This is a genomic window from Paenibacillus sp. KS1, from assembly GCF_001680695.1.
GTDB lineage: Bacteria > Bacillota > Bacilli > Paenibacillales > Paenibacillaceae > Paenibacillus_B > Paenibacillus_B suaedae.
On sequence record NZ_MAIS01000114.1, the window covers coordinates 1 to 17,515 of the forward strand.

Below are 17,515 nucleotides of genomic sequence, written 5' to 3' on the forward strand. Positions count from 1 at the left end.
AGCTGTCGAGACTTTCTCGACAGCCTGAGAGGAGCACAAGGCTCCTCCCTACTTATCGAAACATCCTGGATGCATTCCTGTCGAAATGGCAATGCGATTCCAGCAATTGATTGTCGCAATCGCGAGAATCAAACCTGCATACTCCTTCTCATTAAAATGCTCACGCACCTTCTCATATACCGGCTGAGGCACACCTGCATCCGCTATTTCAGTCACATATTCCGTCAATTCCAGAACAGCCTTTTCTTTGTCGGTAAAAACCGGTGCTTCCCTCCACACACTGAGCAGCATGATGCGGTTCGTATGATCACCCATCTTCATCAGATCAGCTGCGTGCATATCGATGCAGAAGGCACAGCCATTGATTTGAGAAGCCCGTATCTTAATGAGTTCAAGCAGCACCGGATCAAGTGTATCGCTAACGAATTTGTCTAGAGCCTGCATGGCTTGATAAGCAGAGGGATTTGCCGTTCGATAATTAAAGCGCAATTTCATTCCATTCACCTCATCTTGGATTTGGTTACATAAGCTAAGACAGATAAGGTGCTCATTTTGTGACACGTCATAATCAATTTTTTCAATTTCCATATGAGGTAAAAAAGTATCACCCCGAATTCCCCCCGCTAGTAAGCAGTTTGTAGTAAAATGGAGAATGGTTTTATTTGCATCTCATCTCGTGATCGGGTGTGAATTGCCGCACACAAACAAATCCATATAGTTCGATCGTGTTCGCACCATTAACTATGATGGATTGAAGGGGTAAGGGAAAAGATGAAAGAATCATTACGCAAGCTGTTCACCAACTACTGGAGCCCTTACGTTGCCATCGGCATCGCAGGCGTACTCAGCGCGCTGTACTTCGGCATTACCAACACGGTATGGGCCGTCACCGGCGAGTTTACGCGTTTTGGAGGACATATCCTGGAGCTGTTCGGGGTCGATATCTCCGATTGGGCTTACTTCAAATTGATACAAATGAAGGGCTCGACGTTCGAGCGCACAGACGGCTGGATCGTCTGGGGCATGTTCATTGGCGCGCTCATCATGATCCTGTTCAGCAACAACTTCAAAATTCGAATGCCGAAGCAGAAGCGCCGCTTGGTACAGGGCTTGATTGGCGGCATTATCGCGGGTGCGGGCGCACGGCTCGCGCTTGGCTGCAACTTGGCTGCCTTTTTCACTGGCGTGCCGCAATTCTCGTTCCATGCTTGGATTTTCATGGTGGCAACGGCCATCGGTACCTATGCAGGGGTGAAAATTGTTAGCACCAAGTGGTGGAAAGGCAAGCCGATCCTGCAAAAAGGGAATGCCGCGCCTACGATTCAACAAACAAGAAAAGTTCAGCCTTATATCGGCGGGCTTGTTGCACTGGCTTATACAGGACTTATCGTGTACTTCTTCCTAGCAGGCAAGACAATGCTCGGCGTTGCCGCCATCTTCGGGGCTGCCTTCGGCATCTTGATCGAAAGAGGACAGATTTGCTTCACCTCCGCTTTCCGCGATCTGTGGATTAGCGGACGCGCAACAATGACCAAGGCTATTATCGGCGGGATGGCAATCAGCTCTGTCCTAACGCTCATCGTTATTCTCGTGAACGGCGTCGATCCAATTACGAAAATGGCAGCACCAAGCACATTCGTCGGGGGCATCCTGTTCGGCATTGGCATCGTCCTTGCAGGCGGCTGCGAGACAGGAATGATGTATCGCCTCATGGAAGGACAAGTGATCTTCCTGCCTGTATTCATCGGCAACATTATTGGCGCTACTGCTCTGGCGTACGCTTGGGATCATCTTGGCGTATTCGACCTGCTCGTGAAGAGTGGCGCGAAGATTAATCTTATTTCTGTGATGGGCCCAGCTTGGGCGCTAATTGTCACACTTGTATTGCTTGCAATCGGTTATGCTGTAGCTAGCTACTGGCAAAAAAATTACCGCTTCGGCGTTGGATTCAAAAAAGGAGATGCAAAATCATGACGATTGATTTCACATTGGATCTTAGAGGAGAACCTTGCCCATATCCCGTTATCTACACGTTAGAGACATTGCAGGATATGGAGAAAGGACAAGTGTTGCAAGTAATTGCGGACTGTCCGGCTGCCTTCAAGAACGTACCGGAAGAAGTGGTGAAGCACGGCTACACACTCGCGCAAGACCCTGTTAAGAATGGACAGGAACTCATCTTCTTTATTCAAAAATAAAAAGGACTGACAAAAGGAGCTGCGCGGCAAGTGTTTGATCTACTTCGCCTAAGCAGCTTCTTTTGATTTTTTATCTTATAGCCATAACACCGAGCACAATGCCTATAAATCCAGGGAGAATCCACAGCGTACCTGATTGATTCATCTGATCGATCGAAGTAGCTTACCTGGGCTGTCATTCCAATTGGCATGCAAATCGTCCCTAAACCAAATAAACCACCCTGTTAACCGCCTTAGCGGAAAACAGAGTGGTTCTATAAGATGCAACAATCTCTATGATTAAGCCTTGGACTGCGTCCACATATTCTCGATTTCCTCCAGCGATTTCCCCTTTGTCTCGGGTACGACGCGCCAACTAAAGAGGACGGTGACCAACGCTAGTATGCCGAATATCCAGAACGTAATGGCTGGCCCTGCGGAACTAAGCAGCGGCGGGAACGACTGGGACACGATATAGTCTGCTACCCACAGCATCATGGATGCAATCGCCGTAGCCTTGCCACGAATATGGTTCGGGAAGATTTCAGACATCACGACCCAAACTACTGGACCAAGCGATATCGCAAAGGCAGCAACGTACACCAGAATACAGATAAGCACCAGCATTCCAGAGGTATGACCTGTATGGAACGCAAACCCGATCACAAGCAAGCATATCGCCATCAGGGATGATCCGACGATCAATAATGCTTTACGGCCGACCTTATCGATCAACCACAATGCCAGTATCGTGAACACGAAGTTAATGAATCCGACCAGAATCGTCTGTATCAGTGCGCCATTCGTTCCAGCACCTGCTTGTTTGAAGATTTCCGGCGCGTAATACATAACCGCATTAATCCCTGTTACCTGCTGAAGTACTGCCAGTACGACACCTACGATGAGCGCCAAGCGAAGACCTGGCTTGAACAAGTCCGTAAGAGATCCCTTCTCCTGCTTGAACGACTCCTTAATGTCCAATACTTCCTTGCGTGCCATCTCGTCGCCGTGAATTTTGCACAGGATTGGCAGAGACTCGGCTGCCCGACCTTGTGTAATCAACCATCTTGGACTCTCTGGTACGAAGAACAGGAGAACCAAGAACAGTACGCCCGGGATAACACCTACACCGAACATCCAGCGCCATGCATTCTCCACGCCCCAAGCGTGATCACCAGCTCCACCGCTGCCCAAGTTAACAAAATAGACGAGGAAAATACCTGTTACAACCGCCAGCTGATTCAATGCAACGAGACGGCCTCGATACTTCGCAGGCGCGATCTCCGCATTATAGAGCGGACAAAGTGTAGACGTAATTCCGATTCCGAGACCACCAACTATACGGGCAACGATATATCCCGAAAATGTCGCTGGAATTGCAGAACCTGCTGTACCGACAATGAACAACAGCGCAGCTGCGATAAGTACCTTTTTTCGGCCGAACTTGTCAGCCAGTATGCCTGTGCTTGCCGCCCCGACGATACATCCTACGATTAAGCTGGATACTGCCCAGCCAACCTGAAATTCGGACAGGCCGAACTTCTCTTTCATGAAACCGATTGCACCAGAGACAACAGCAGTGTCAAATCCGAACAGCAAGCCTCCGAGCGCGGCTACAATCGATACGAGCGTAACATATTTCATATTTATTTGATTGTGTTCGCCTTGTTGCGTACTCATAACCTTATACCCCTTTGAGTAAAATCAATGAAGACTGGAGTTTCATTATAACATTCAGCTTGTCCGATTATGACGATGAAACCCTTCACTTCCTTGCGGATCATCAGCATAATATCGTTCCCTACTCGCACGAATTCCAAACATTGGCCACAAAATAGCACATTCTTGTCTTGGACGACAAAAAAGTCCATGCCGACGTATAGGCATGGACTTAGTTCTCCGTACTGCGATATTCGGTTGGCGTTACGCCCGTTACCTTCTTGAACACACGGCTGAAGTAGTTCGGATCTTTGTAGCCGACCATGTAGCACACTTCCTTCAGGCTGAATTGCCCATCCAAGATGAGTGCCTTCGCTTTATCAATTCGCAGCCGTGTGACATAATCGATGAACGTTTCTCCTGTTTGCTGCTTGAACACTTTGCTGAAATAGTGCGGATTCAAGTGGACATGGTCCGCTACTTCCTCCAAAGACAACTCTTCCTGATATCGCTCTACGATGTATGCAGCAGCACGATCGACTACATTCCATGTCTGCTGTTCACGTTCCTCACGGATACGCTTAATAGCATGCTCCACATATTCGCATTCAGCAGAAGTCCCTGGTTCAACTCGATCATTTGGCAGCCAGGAGGCATTATTTGAGGGCAATTGCAGTTCCTCGAATCGGCATAGACTCCCCCACGAACTTGGATACGTCGAGGCAAACACTGCTTCATAATAGGAACGCCGTATTCCTTCAACGTGCTGCTGAAGCGTCCCAACTCCGACCGTCACTTCTAGGCCACATTGCCTGTGCAAGGCAGAGATGAGCTCTGAGCCGATGCTTGGCACTTCCTCTTGCATCGATCCTCCCTGTACTATCCCCTTGTCCAAAATGAAAATAGCCATATGCTCATGAACAATCGGACTGACGATCCAGCTGTGTCTCTCCTTTATCTGCTCCTTCAATATACTCTTCGCTACGTCGACCGCGAACTGCTTCTCATCTTCGTATGACTGACCTGCTGCAGACTTCATCCCATTCATCGCAACCACTAATGCATAGCCTTGATCGAGCGACAGCTCCAAAATATCAGCAAGCTGCAAGGCGTCTGCCTTATGAACTTGATCCGCCATTAAGGCAAGGGCGAGCTCGGTCTCAGCCATGGGCAGCAGTTGATAGAATTTATCCCGGATGGCAAGCTGCTCGTCACGCTTCCCGCACTCATCCCGAATCTCATCGACCAGACGCTGCAGCACAGCTACAATTTGATCCCGCTTTGCGGGCTTCACCAAGTATTCCTTCACTCCAAGAGAAAGTGCCTGCTGCGCGTAATCGAAATATTCATACGCAGTAACGAGCACCATTTTGACGAGTGGATTGCGTTCCTTAATCTCCTTCAGGGCATCCAATCCCTGTATACCAGGCATTCGGACGTCCATCATGACGATATGAGGACGATGCTCGTCGGACTTTTGAATTGCGATGCGACCATTGTCCGCGTGGATAATTTCGAAAGTATCCGGCATCATTTTCGTAATAATCCACTCCAAGCCCTCCCGCTCCAATGCCTCATCATCCGCAATTAGCAATCGATACATGTTCTCCCTCCTTTCTGATTCATCTTCCGGTTCATATCAATCCTAACTCTCACTATCTAAAAACCGCTCCCGGAGCGCTCGCCATTTCGAAAAAAGCGATAACTCCAATATTCCAAAAAGAATGTCTCCCATTATCAAGGAGTCATTGTTCTGTCATTATCAGATACTTCCCTGTGATTCTCCTTGTCCGGTATTCGAATCAATACGGTTGTGCCCTCTCCGGGCTCGCTCTGAATATCCACCAGATCGGTTCTGCCATAGTACAGTTCTAATCGTCTAAATACATTGTATGTTCCAAGTCCTGTAGATTGTCCCCCTGATCGGGAATCTGCTGGTTCTGCATCCATGCGAAGCAGGGCGCTGCGCATCTCTTCCGTCATGCCGCTGCCATTGTCTGCAATCGAGATTCGCACCTCGCTCGGTACACGTTCAATGGACAAGGTTACAACCGCTCCTGCTTCCATGCCTTCAATGCCATGAACAAATACATTTTCCAAAATCGGCTGCAGGGTAAGCACAGGAACGAGCACGTCCAAGGCTGCTTCATCAATGTGGGTAACAAACTGGATTCGATCACGGAATCTAGCCTGCTGAATCGTGAAATACTCCTTCGCTTGCTCCACTTCATCTCGGAGCGGTACAGGCTGGTCCAGCTTGCGCAGATTATAGCGGAGCAAGTTAGACATCGACACAGTTAAATCGCTAGTTCGTTCCGCACCTTCTAACAAGGCAAGCTTGGCAAGCACATTAAGAGAGTTGAACAGAAAGTGCGGGTTCATTTGATTTTGCAGCGCCTTGAGCTCCAATTCCTTCACGAGCCGATCCTTCTCCAAGTTCGCCTTATCCTTTTCAATCAACTGCAGAAGATCATCCTGCATGCGCCCGAACGCCTCAGACAGCATACGAATTTCACTGCTGCCCTCCACTTGTGGAGGCTTCGTCTGCAAGTTGCCGCGGGAAATTGCTCTCGCTGCATGAACCAGCTTCTTAATTGGCTCGGTAATGCCTAGCGATAGCCAATAGGCAAGCATGATACTTAGCAGCGTATTGATAATAAAAAGTCCGATTCCCCATCGATTCATCGCTTCTGTGTGCGTAAAGATCTGCCGGTAGAAGGGCTGATAATAACGAAGCTCCGCATCAATCAATTGATGCCCTTCTTCTCGGATGAACCCTGCCGTCGCTTCCAGTTCCTCATACAGCGGCACATAACGCAGAGAGCTCGTTTCCCCCCACGCCTCTAGCACGGCTGCTTCCTCTTCGATATACGTGTTCAGCAGATTGCGATAATTACGCACGTCCGCTCCGGCGGATGGAGCATTCGTTTTTTGCTCCGTCAATTGATCTCTCATCAACTTCAGACTATGAGCCTCACGAAGATACTCTTCGCGCGATCGATCGCTTTGATCTAACAAATAGATGTTCAAGGCACGCAGATTGCTGTCAGTTTGGGTTGCAATTTGCCTGTACATCAATACCCGCTCCAGCATGACATTATAGCTTTGCTGTACGGTTCTTCCGCTCTGGAAGACGAAAAAGGAGACGCCATTGCTCAAGACGAGCAGCGCCGGAATGAAAATCAATAGCTTTTTCCGTATATTCATCATTGTTCCAAAACCTTAGTACTTGTATATTGAGTTGCTGCGTACGGCTCGCCCGCAAATATTTGCTGCAGAATGGATACTGCTTCGGCGCCAATCTCCCTTGGCTGCTGCACGAGCGTTGCCACGATGTCTCCGTGAGCAATCGCACGCCTAGTTGCCTCTACATCATCGAAGCCAAATACGTTAATCTTCCCCTTATTCGCAGCTTGCAATCCCTCCACGATCCCTGCGGCATCCCACGCACTAAACCCGATAATCGTTCGTATATCCGGATGCTCGCTCAGCATAAGCTTCGTCTGCTTCGCTGCCTCGATGCGAGAAATATTCGATGAACGCACGTCTACGATCTCATAGCCTGAAGCTTTATCGATGATGGATCTGAATCCCTCCAGCCGCTTCCGTTGATTGTCAGCCTGTTCGCTGCCTAAGATGACGCCTATTTTCCCTTTGTATGCTGAGCCATGAACGACCAATTCACCCATTTGCACACCAGCCGCTCGATTATCTGTTCCGACATAAGCGAACCGTTTGCTGTCCGGTGCATCGGAATCCACCGTTATAACCGGAATGCCTTGATCCATTGCCCTGCCTACGAGTTCATTGTACCGTGGCTCATTGATTCCCTGTGTCAAAATGGCATCCGGCTTGGAGGCAATGGCCTTGGCCAGCAGCCTCATCTGCTCCGACGGGTTGATGCGTATGGGTCCGGTATATTCGATTTCCATCCCCCGCTGTGCAGCTGCTTCCTTCGCCCCCTGCTCCACCGTACGCCAGAAGGGATTATCCAGCTCTTGCGCAATAAGCACTACATGCTTGTTTAATTGCTGCTGTCCTGCGTCTGTACCCGTCTCAAGCTGTCCGACTAGACGCTCGATTGCAAGTGTGGAAGACAAGAATCGAACAATCACATAACCGAATATAGCTGCAAGGACGATCAGGCCTATGATCCACTTTCGCTTTGCCATGATGCCCCCTTGATGTCTGCATTGAAATATAGGCTCTATTATACTGATCTTACTGTGAAAATGAAAATGAGGCTCATCACTACATTACCCGCTGCTTTATTGGCAGCTTCTAGCCGCTCCACTCCCTCCACAATGTAGTCTGTTATTTCACTTTCAGCGTTTATTCAGCTAATGCTCAGTTTGTACTCAGGGTGCTTTAATGGATCATTCATCTATGGTAAGTACCCTAAGTTCAGCGGGCACAACGATTGAATGCCCTACAGAACCGGTAAAGGTGGATAGAGAAGATGAAGAAATGGGTGTATGTGGCAGGGATTCTGCTTGTAGCAGGTGCAGCCACCGCTGTGTATTTGACCCAGCGGCCGGCAGAACAGCCTTCAGCTGCTAATTTGCCAACAAGAACCGTACAAGCAAGTAAGGGGAACATGGAAACAAAGGTATCCGGATCTGGATCCGTTAGCGTGTCGGAGGTGAACAACGTCAAGGCTGGCTATAAAGGTACGATCAGCAAAATCAACTTCAAAGTAGGTGATCAAGTTAAAAAAGGCCAGACGCTTGTAGCATTCAAGAAGATAGACAACTCAGAGCGAATCAAGCAAACGGAGTTGTCGCTTAAAAAGCAGCAACTGCAAATGCAGCAGCTTCAGAAGCAGTACAAGGAGGCACCTGAGGAGAACCGGGAGTCCATTCAGGTGAACATGGAATCCCTCGACTTAGAAATCGCGCAAAATGAATCTACTCTCGCCAGCCTCCAGGCCGAAGAAGCAGAGAATCACGATGTAGTTGCTCCAGCTGCAGGGACAATTAAGGAGAGCCAGATTGAAACAGGCAATGATGTGAATGAAAATACCGTAGTCGCGGTCATCGCCGACTATACCAAACTTGAATTTGTCATGGCAGCTGACGAACTCGATATTCCATCTATTAAATCAGGACAGGAAGCACAAGTTACGCTCAACGCTTTCCCGAACCAACATTTTTCTGGGAAAATAACCTCCATAGGAAAAGAGGGAAAAAGCAACAATGGTGTCGCTACTTATGAGGTCGGCATCAGCTTAACCAAGCCGGATGGCGTCCTCGCTGGCATGTCCGGTCAAGCGGAAGTCGTCACCCAGTCTAAGAAGGATGTCGTGCTCGTTCCCGTCGAGGCTGTTATCTCGATGGGCAGCAAACATTTTGTACGTGTGCCTAGCGATGCTGAGAGTCCCCCAACCACGACGAACGATGGCAAGGATACTACTCGCGGACAAGACAACGCCGAAGGCGCAGATAAGCAAGATAGCAAGGCGATCAATCAGCGGAATGCAGGCAATGGGAATGGTGACGGCGGTTGGTTCAGAGCCAATCGCAGTGAATCAGGCACTCCATCTGGCGAGCCGACAAGCCGAAATGACGAATCTGGCCAAGGGAATACAAGAAACAATGGACGTGTGAGTATGGGACAAGCAATGGGCGGCACACTTAAGGAAGTCGTCGTTGGGATTAGCAACGACACTTATGCCGAGATCACATCCGGGCTTCAAGCTGGTGATGCTGTCCTGATTGCCACCCCACAAGGCAAGGTAGGCAGCGGTAGCAGTACCACCGAGCAAAGACAGCGCAAGAATGGAATGGGCTTTGGCGGAGGTGGGTTCCCTGGGGGAGCGAGCTTCCAGGGTGGCTCGATGGGAAGCAGAGGCGGTCGCCAATGAAGCAGCTTGCCAATACTGCCAATGTCATGGCAAACATGTCTAATAATCAAAGCATCATCTCCATTTGTAACGTTAAGAAGTCGTATCGGATGGGATCGGAAGAGGTCAATATTCTCCAAGGCGTCAATCTCGATATTCAGCATGGAGATTTTGTAGCTATTATCGGCCCTTCTGGTTCAGGGAAGTCGACGTTGATGAACGTCATTGGCTGTCTGGATACGCCAAGTGAAGGAAGTTATATGCTGGATGGAGTAGAAGTAAGCCGCCTGAGCGACAACAAGCTTGCAGACATTCGCAATCGCAAAATCGGATTTATCTTTCAAAGCTTTCACCTGCTCCCTAAGCTGACCGCCATTGAAAATGTAGAACTGCCGCTTATCTACCGCGGGCTAGGCACTAGAGAGAGACGAGAGGCAGCACTGCAAGCACTGCAGCAGGTTGGCTTGGAGGACAGGATCAGTCATCGGCCAAGCGAACTGTCCGGCGGGCAGCAGCAGCGAGTAGCCATCGCTCGCGCATTGGCCGCACACCCTCCCATCCTGCTTGCAGATGAACCAACTGGAGCATTGGATACGAAGACGGGACACGAAGTGCTCGAACTGATCGATAAGCTCAATCAAGAAGGACATACGATCGTGCTCATCACTCACGACATGGAGATCGCTGCTCGTGCGAAGAGGGTTGTCTTCATGAATGACGGCATCCTGACGGAGGAGAGGGGGAATGGGCGTGAAACTGTCGCAAGGATTCAAAATGTCGTGGCACAGTATACGATCCAATAAGCTGCGTACTTTCCTATCTATGCTGGGGATATTAATCGGCGTAGCTACCGTTATTTCCTTGATGGCGATGGGTCAAGGTTCTTCCAATGCAGTCGAGCAGTCCCTGCAAAGCCTGGGAACGAATCAGTTGTCCGTGAACATTATGGGTCGAGGCAGCCAAACGACATTAACTTTGGAGGATGCCATTCATCTCGCAGATGATATACCGGATATCGAGGGCTTGGCTCCTATCGTATCTGGGAGTGCGACCGTCAAAAACGGGACGACCGAATCTGCATCTGTGACTGTAGAAGGCATTACGCCGGAATATGAGCAGGTGAAGGACTTCAAAAATCAGAGCGGACGCTATATCGTGCCGCTTGACGTCACAGGCTATTCCCGAGTGGCCCTGCTTGGCGTAGATACGGCAGCTGAATTATTCAAGGGAGCAGATCCCATCGGGCAAACGATACTGCTCGATGGCGCTCGATTCAAAGTCGTGGGCGTGCTGGAGTCCAAGGGAAGCTCGCTCGGAGGATCGAATGACGAGAAGGTTCTCGTCCCTATTACAACGGCGCAGCGCCTATTCCAATCCGCTGGCGTACGATCCATTGGCATTAAAGTCGCAGACGAAGATCAAATGAGTACCGTCGCAGACGAGCTGGAGACGAAGCTGACGAAGCTGTTCCGCGGCAATACGAACAGCTTCAATATTTTCAACCAGCAGGATGTTAAGGAGACGATGAGCTCAATCACGAAGACGCTGTCTACAATGATGGCAGGTGTCGCCTGCATATCCCTCATTATCGGGGGAATTGGAATTATGAATATTATGCTGGTATCAGTCACGGAGCGTACACGGGAAATCGGCATTCGCAAATCGCTCGGCGCCAAGAAGCGAGATATACTGCTGCAATTTCTAATTGAATCCGTCGTTCTCAGCGGACTGGGCGGATTGACTGGTATTGGGCTCGCCTATGGCGCCTGTTCTGCCATGACCCATTTCTTGTCCGTTGCTACCGCCATCCAAGTCGATATCGTCATCTACGCATTTGCTTTCTCCGCTATCATCGGCATCGTGTTCGGCATATTTCCTGCCAACAAAGCAGCCTCCTTGAAGCCTGTAGAAGCTTTGAGGCATGATTGATGCTGGATGATGAGCAGCATCACATACATCCCAATCAACAAAAAAGACAGCCTGATTCCCCTAAGGAATACGGGCTGTCTCTATTTCAAGGTTGTGAAGTAGGCAAGATAGAAATGCTGCTACGGTCTCGCCCAGACAACGTGCAACATATCGAGCCAGTAACTCTCTTCCCGTTCAATCTTGATGTCCGCGCCGCGAATCATATCCATGATGCTCCGTGTATGATGGCAGCCCGTAAAGCGATATAGCAATGGATTGAGCGTCTTCTGCACCGCTGATACAGCCGCCTTCGAGCTGATCCCGTGCTCCATCAGCAGCAGCTTGCCGTCAGGCTTGCACCAGCGGCGCATGTTGCGCAGCACCATCATCGGATTCTGGTAGCTGCACATGGATAGCGTGGAGATAACCGTATCGAAAGATTGCTCAGGGAAATTCAATTCTTCCGTATCCGAGCATATGAAATTGACATTCAACCGGTAATGTTCCGCCGCCTTCCTCGCGTTATCCAGCATCCCCTCACTGAAGTCGGTAGCGGTAATACTCACACCTGAAGGGTAGTATGGGAAGTTGGCTCCTGCTCCAACTGCAATTTCAAGCACGTCCCCTGCTGCGCTGCTGATTAGTTTCTCTCTCCATTTTCGCTGCTTCGGATCTTCGCGGCGCTTATCGTATTGAGCAGCTTGCTTATCAAAGATACGAACTAATTTTGTCTTCTCCAACTGATTGCCCCTCCGTTGCTCCGTATCGCTTGCGAACATGCTTGTCCGCCAAGCGAGGTCGATGTCGTGTAGAAGACAATACGAGGAACACCTTCAGTCGTTTCACTATTTTTCCATTACGCATCGGCGTGATGACGCCTCTTCACAATGTCCATTTGATAGAGTCGCAGTTCGCTTCCGATGGGCATCCGACTTGCTCTGCCGCTTGTTCCATAGCATCTGCTTATCCGCAATATCCACCAGTTCATCCAGACTCATACCTTGACTTGGGAATGTTGAGCAGCCTATGGAGATAGACAACGGTGTCTGTTGGCAACTCGTCGGAAGCTGAATGTGGGATAGCAAGGTATGCTGAACATTATGAACTTCCTTATCATCCGCACAAGGAACCATAATAACGAACTCATCTCCGCCCCAGCGCGCAACCCGCTTGCCGCGAATTTTCATTTGCAGCAGCTGACTGCTTACCTTCTTCAGCATCGTGTCACCGACATGATGACCATAACTATCGTTAATCGTCTTAAAGTTATCGATGTCGATGAAATAGACAGCCACTTTGTGATTGGCTTTGATTGATTTCTTGGACATTGCGCGGAACAGGCGCAATGCTGCTGGGCGGGTGTGCGTCCTCGTTAACGGATCCGTATCACGTTCGTATCGTAATTGATCGATGTACTTGCCAACTTGCCACGAGAATAACAGGGCCAAAGCAGACATAACCACGACCAAGATATGATTTAGACCATTTAGCGACAAATACATATGCAGCGGCAAAGCCGCTAGCACAGTCATTGCTGTCAACAACACTCTGCCTTTTCGTTTCTCCATACTCCACCTCGGAATCTCATTAGCCAACATTATATTCCAGCTTACTGAACATTTACTGAACAATCTTCAAGAGAGGGCCAATCGAAAGGCACACTCGCCTGTGTCCACTCCTATTTCTTCGAATACACTGACGATAGACATTCTTTGAGTGAGATGTATAAGGACAGGGGGACATCATAGAAGTGGCTCGTCGATTATCTAAGTTTCAATTTCATACGATTACGAGGCAATATGGGTTGCATCTAAGGAGAGTTAAATCATATCGTTCCCTGTATAAATCCACGGCAGCATACCGAGCGTCTACAGAGGAAGGGATATTCGCCATTAAACCCTTTTATAAATCCAAGGTGATAACCAAGCTGACGACGAAGCAGCAAATTATCAGAATTTCGGCTTACGTGAAGATGCTTCAGGAACAGAGCTATCCTCATCTCCCCCGTTGGCTGTCCACATTGTCCGGGAGAATGTGGGTTAGCCGCCGTGGCAGGCCGTACTACATGATGGAATGGGTAGAGGGGAATCGACCACAGCATGCTCAGGACTTCGAGCAGTTGGGCAGAGCCTTAGCTGTACTTCATACTTGCTGCCAAGGAATTCTCCCTCCAACACCTCTCGTTACGCATAAGGTAATACAGCATCTATTCCAGCAAGACGCTGCATATCGCCGCCAGCTTCCGGCACTGCGCAGAAGCAGAAGCAGGGCATCATGGTTCAAGACATACGGCACGCAATGTACAGAGCTTGCTGCTGAAGCGCAAAGCATCATCAACAACATGGAAGTACAACAGCTCCTAAATGAGGAAACCTATCATCCCACATTAATTCATGGTGATATCACTTCGCCGAATGTTATTATGAGCCCGAACGGACTTTATTTCATCGACTGGGATCAAGTAAGAATCGATTCTGCTTATTATGAGATTACGAAAACATTGTTCAACACTACTCATTTCAACCTTGCCCACATTGAGGCCCTATTGCAGGGATATGGGCAAGTGAAGCCCTGGACACCACCTGAACGATTGTTACTGAGCGCCCTATACCGTTTCCCGCTTGAAGCATGGATCGCAGCAAGGACATTATCGGCAAGCCGTTCAATCCTTCTGCAGCGCATATTAACGCGCACCTGGAACGAGCGGATGGCTGCCATTCAATGGATAGATGAATGGGCTAGAAGCACTGACAACGGGGAACAGGATGGAGAATAATAAAAAATCCATCCACCTAATTACGGTGGATGGATTTGATCCATGGCCGGATGCCCCTAAGGCTTTCTGATCCCTTTATACATCGTACTCCATCTGCTTTCTTGCTTGCGTAATGAATTCCAGCGGTGTGGTTACCGTCTCAGGGGAATATTCCAAAGCACCCACGGTAAGATTCAGCTCGATCTTGTACTTGCCAGCCAATTCTACGTCGTTGAAGGAGGCAACTTTCTCCTTCAACCGCTCGATGACCACATTGGCGCCGTCACGGTCAGTGAACAACAGCAGGCCCCATGTCGGATTATCCGTATTCAGCATGTATAGCGAGTCATTCATACGTATGCTTGTCTCACTAAGCTTGGACACACCATAGATCATTTCCGACATTTGCTCTTCGCTAACCATTCGCTTCAGCTCGTCCCAATATCTCACTTGCACGACAAGCAGCGTCAGCGGAATATGATAACGCGTAGATAGAGCCATAAATACCTTGGCATCTTTTTGGAACGAGCGGCTATTTTTCAAGTCCGTGCTTTCGTCCATCGTCGCCAGAGATGTATTTATCCGTTTTAGCTGTTCGTTCTCCGTCTGCAATCTTCGATTGCCGAGTGTGAGCATGGCACTAACTACGGTAAAGGCTGGCGTCATGATAAGCCAAAAATAATTATGAGCCCCAACGACCCCACCTTCCACGACAGTCTGATACAACGTAAACGTCCCGTATCCGAACAGGAACACAATATTCAGAACTAACCCCGTCGTCAAACTCGTAAAGTACGTAACGATCGCGATAAGAAAGGCCACATTCAACAAAATCATGTTCATGATGTAGCGAGTCGGCTCACCCACCGTAAACGCAATGCATACAAAACTCAGCAAAAACCATAGCAAGAAGGCGCCGTCCGACAGAAGACTACTTTGATTCCGTTTCATCGCCAGCCCCCCGTTTCTTGCGGTATTTGCGAATCATGAAAATGAGGGATACGAGCACGAGCAAGCCGATAAGCATTGCGGCCACCATGAAGCCCAGAACGTCCCCACGCTGCAGAACCTGTTCCACAATCGAGGAAGATTGCTGTTCCGCCTGCTTCTTGAAGCGGAAGGCGTGGATGTCGCCGTCCTTGTTCGTGGCTACGCCATCTCCATATATTCTCCACTTCGCATTATCACTGGCGAGCAGTTTGGAGGCCAAATAATCATATTCGGTGCTCGGTCCACTGATAGCAAGCAAGCCTCGGCCTGCTTCAAACGGAGATTCAATGAGCTGAAGCGTACCTAAACGCTTGCCGTAATCCGCGTCCACGCTCATCTTTTCATTGGAGGCAAACCCTTCTCCGTTTGCCCCATATTTGAAATACAATTTATCATTATTATCCCGAATGACTTTATTATTGTTATAGCTGCCAATTGCGATAACGTTATGGGCCTTCAAGTCAGAAGCAGCTGCGCTATCCTCAAAGAACCGGACTTCGCCCGTATTGCCCTCCGCATATTGGCCAAGAAGATTGAACACATTCGCCAGCGACTGATACGTATACATATCTGGATTTTTCGGCATCACTACCGCAACTTGATTGAAGCTGCCGTCACGAAGGAATGGGTTCGGATAGCTGTCGAACAGCAGCTCTGTCTTATCCTTCGTTTTCAGTTGTAGTACCGAATCCTTCGTAATGAATGCCCAGGGCATCTCATCCTGCGGCTCCATGCACACAACATTCCTAAGCTCCAAATCAAATGCAACCGTGACTGTAAAGTTACCCGTTACATCTAAATTTTTCGGAATCGGCAGGGTTAATGTATCTTTGTTGGCTAAATCCATATTCAGCTTCTTGCTGCCGATTGGCGTGTTGTTAATGAGCACCGTAACCATGGAGCGATCAAAATCAAGATTGGTCGCATACCGCATGTCCAGGTGGATTTTGCTCGCCTCGGCAATCGTGCGGTTGGCCGGAAGCGATATGAAGTATGATTTCTCTTGATGCATCCAGCCTTTCAGCTTATCGCCATTGTCCGTAAGCTTCATGTCCCTGCTAATGGTGACTTCAGGCGTTGCAACATCCGTATCGCCCGATACCATTTTCGTATCCCCGTCCAACTGCTTGACCAGCTCTTGATTCGCCAGCAATCGTCCTGCCTTCACCAGCATGGCAGGATCCTGAGAAGTAACGACAAGAGTAGGCTGTGTACCCGTTCGAATCACGCGGATCACCGCAGCTTGCGCGACATCTACATTGCCCAGCTCACTCTTCCAAGCCGCCGGCAGTTGATCGTACAATGCCACAGCCACAACTGCTGTTTTCCCCTTCAAGGCATCAGCATCGAATGCATACATCGGAATTTGTTTTTGCTTCAGTCTATTTTGCTTCGCGAAACCTGATAATGCATATACGGCAGCCTCCAGTTCAGCTGGCTTGCTATTCTTCGGGATCGCTATCGCGTTACGTTCATCACTAACCGTATCCATGCCTATAAAATGACGGTTAAAATCGCGAATGCTCGGCTTAATCGCCTCACTCGTATATCGAATGGAGGCGCCTGATGTCGCAAACAGCTGCAGCCAGTTGTCACGTTTCTCCGACGGCATACAAATTTGATTTGCGTCAGTAGTGACAATATACCCTTCGATCGTCAGCGTGTTGTTTCCTTTCACCAGCAGTTCCTTCGGGACGGATACCGTAAGCCGCCGTTTCGGATCATCGCTGACGTCAGGACGGAAGGAATGAAACTTTTTCCCGTTTAATGACAGCGTCACGCTTGACCGTTCTCTTTTCGTCAAGGGCGACGCCTTATAATCCACATGAATCTTAACTTCATCAACCTTCCAATACTCCTCAGTCTGGAAGTTGAACTGTCTGGAGGACATAATCCCGGACAAGGAAGTGTCCGCACTTGAAAATGTCTCTTCATACGTACTCAGCTGAGCAGAGCCCAATGCGGGAGCCACAGCTGCCGAGGCCTGTCCAAGCTGACCGAATAACAAGGACAAGCAAGTCATGCCGACTACGATCCACCGTTTATTCACAAGCTTCTCTCCTGTCTTTTCTTCATAAAATGAGTATTCCGTAATCGAACAAGTTCCTATATAAATGCCTGATCAAATGGTCGAAATACTGCGTGATCAAAATGGTCGATTTTCAGCACCGAGAAGGTTGCTTG

Annotated in this window: 15 protein-coding genes; 6 read left to right on the plus strand and 9 right to left on the minus strand. The window is 49.1% G+C overall.

Annotated elements, in window-relative coordinates:
• Window positions 1–48: 48 nt before the first annotated feature.
• Window positions 49–495, minus strand: a complete 447-nt coding sequence (locus tag BBG47_RS25085; protein WP_065294021.1) for a carboxymuconolactone decarboxylase family protein — start codon at window positions 493–495, stop codon at window positions 49–51.
• Window positions 496–771: 276 nt separating this feature from the next.
• Here BBG47_RS25085 and yedE point away from each other — a divergent pair, with 276 nt between their 5' ends.
• Together yedE and yedF are read left to right on the plus strand one after the other, a co-directional pair.
• Window positions 772–1,974: a selenium metabolism membrane protein YedE/FdhT gene (gene yedE, locus BBG47_RS25090; RefSeq protein ID WP_065294009.1), complete on the plus strand. Its 1,203-nt coding sequence runs from the start codon at window positions 772–774 to the stop codon at window positions 1,972–1,974.
• Window positions 1,971–2,198, plus strand: coding sequence for a sulfurtransferase-like selenium metabolism protein YedF (gene yedF / locus BBG47_RS25095; protein WP_065294010.1), 228 nt, complete (start codon window positions 1,971–1,973; stop codon window positions 2,196–2,198). The genes yedE and yedF overlap by 4 nt, the downstream gene beginning before the upstream one ends.
• 279 nt (window positions 2,199–2,477) lie before the next feature.
• On the opposite strand, the gene BBG47_RS25100 is transcribed toward yedF, so the two are convergent.
• From BBG47_RS25100 to BBG47_RS25120, 4 genes are all read right to left on the minus strand, one after another.
• Entirely contained in the window at window positions 2,478–3,857 is a 1,380-nt protein-coding gene (locus BBG47_RS25100) for a sugar porter family MFS transporter (RefSeq protein WP_065294011.1), read from the minus strand.
• Window positions 3,858–4,068: 211 nt separating this feature from the next.
• A complete protein-coding gene (locus tag BBG47_RS25110; protein WP_065294013.1) occupies window positions 4,069–5,439 on the minus strand; it encodes an AraC family transcriptional regulator in 1,371 nt (456 codons plus the stop codon).
• 134 nt (window positions 5,440–5,573) lie between these two features.
• The gene (locus BBG47_RS25115; RefSeq protein ID WP_254659921.1) at window positions 5,574–7,046 is read right to left on the minus strand and encodes a sensor histidine kinase; all 1,473 of its coding nucleotides are present in this window, start codon (window positions 7,044–7,046) and stop codon (window positions 5,574–5,576) included.
• Window positions 7,043–8,008 carry a substrate-binding domain-containing protein gene (locus BBG47_RS25120; RefSeq protein ID WP_065294014.1) on the minus strand — a complete coding sequence of 322 codons (966 nt, stop codon included), beginning with the start codon at window positions 8,006–8,008 and terminating at the stop codon, window positions 7,043–7,045. Before BBG47_RS25120 ends, BBG47_RS25115 begins: the two co-directional genes overlap by 4 nt.
• Window positions 8,009–8,295: 287 nt before the next feature.
• Between BBG47_RS25120 and BBG47_RS25125 the strand changes: the two genes are divergently transcribed.
• From BBG47_RS25125 to BBG47_RS25135, 3 genes are read left to right on the plus strand one after another with little or no spacing between them, the layout of a single operon-like run.
• Window positions 8,296–9,699, plus strand: a complete 1,404-nt coding sequence (locus tag BBG47_RS25125; RefSeq protein WP_065294015.1) for an efflux RND transporter periplasmic adaptor subunit — start codon at window positions 8,296–8,298, stop codon at window positions 9,697–9,699.
• On the plus strand, window positions 9,696–10,481 hold the full coding sequence (locus tag BBG47_RS25130) for an ABC transporter ATP-binding protein (RefSeq protein ID WP_302621972.1): 786 nt from the start codon (window positions 9,696–9,698) through the stop codon (window positions 10,479–10,481). Before BBG47_RS25125 ends, BBG47_RS25130 begins: the two co-directional genes overlap by 4 nt.
• Window positions 10,423–11,607, plus strand: coding sequence for an ABC transporter permease (locus tag BBG47_RS25135; RefSeq protein ID WP_065294016.1), 1,185 nt, complete (start codon window positions 10,423–10,425; stop codon window positions 11,605–11,607). The genes BBG47_RS25130 and BBG47_RS25135 overlap by 59 nt, the downstream gene beginning before the upstream one ends.
• A gap of 119 nt (window positions 11,608–11,726) precedes the next feature.
• On the opposite strand, the gene BBG47_RS25140 is transcribed toward BBG47_RS25135, so the two are convergent.
• Both BBG47_RS25140 and BBG47_RS25145 read right to left on the minus strand, forming a co-directional pair.
• Entirely contained in the window at window positions 11,727–12,326 is a 600-nt protein-coding gene (locus BBG47_RS25140) for a class I SAM-dependent methyltransferase (protein ID WP_065294017.1), read from the minus strand.
• A 105-nt stretch (window positions 12,327–12,431) separates the two neighbouring features.
• The gene (locus tag BBG47_RS25145) at window positions 12,432–13,154 is read right to left on the minus strand and encodes a GGDEF domain-containing protein (protein WP_065294018.1); all 723 of its coding nucleotides are present in this window, start codon (window positions 13,152–13,154) and stop codon (window positions 12,432–12,434) included.
• Between the two features lie 182 nt (window positions 13,155–13,336).
• Here BBG47_RS25145 and BBG47_RS25150 point away from each other — a divergent pair, with 182 nt between their 5' ends.
• Entirely contained in the window at window positions 13,337–14,362 is a 1,026-nt protein-coding gene (locus tag BBG47_RS25150) for a phosphotransferase (protein ID WP_065294019.1), read from the plus strand.
• A gap of 75 nt (window positions 14,363–14,437) precedes the next feature.
• Here BBG47_RS25150 and BBG47_RS25155 read toward each other — a convergent pair whose 3' ends face one another.
• The gene (locus BBG47_RS25155) at window positions 14,438–15,292 is read right to left on the minus strand and encodes a diguanylate cyclase domain-containing protein (protein WP_065294020.1); all 855 of its coding nucleotides are present in this window, start codon (window positions 15,290–15,292) and stop codon (window positions 14,438–14,440) included.
• Complete coding sequence (locus BBG47_RS25160; RefSeq protein WP_175400635.1) at window positions 15,273–17,381, minus strand: cellulose biosynthesis cyclic di-GMP-binding regulatory protein BcsB; 2,109 nt, start codon at window positions 17,379–17,381, stop codon at window positions 15,273–15,275. Before BBG47_RS25160 ends, BBG47_RS25155 begins: the two co-directional genes overlap by 20 nt.
• Between the last annotated feature and the right edge of the window lie 134 nt (window positions 17,382–17,515).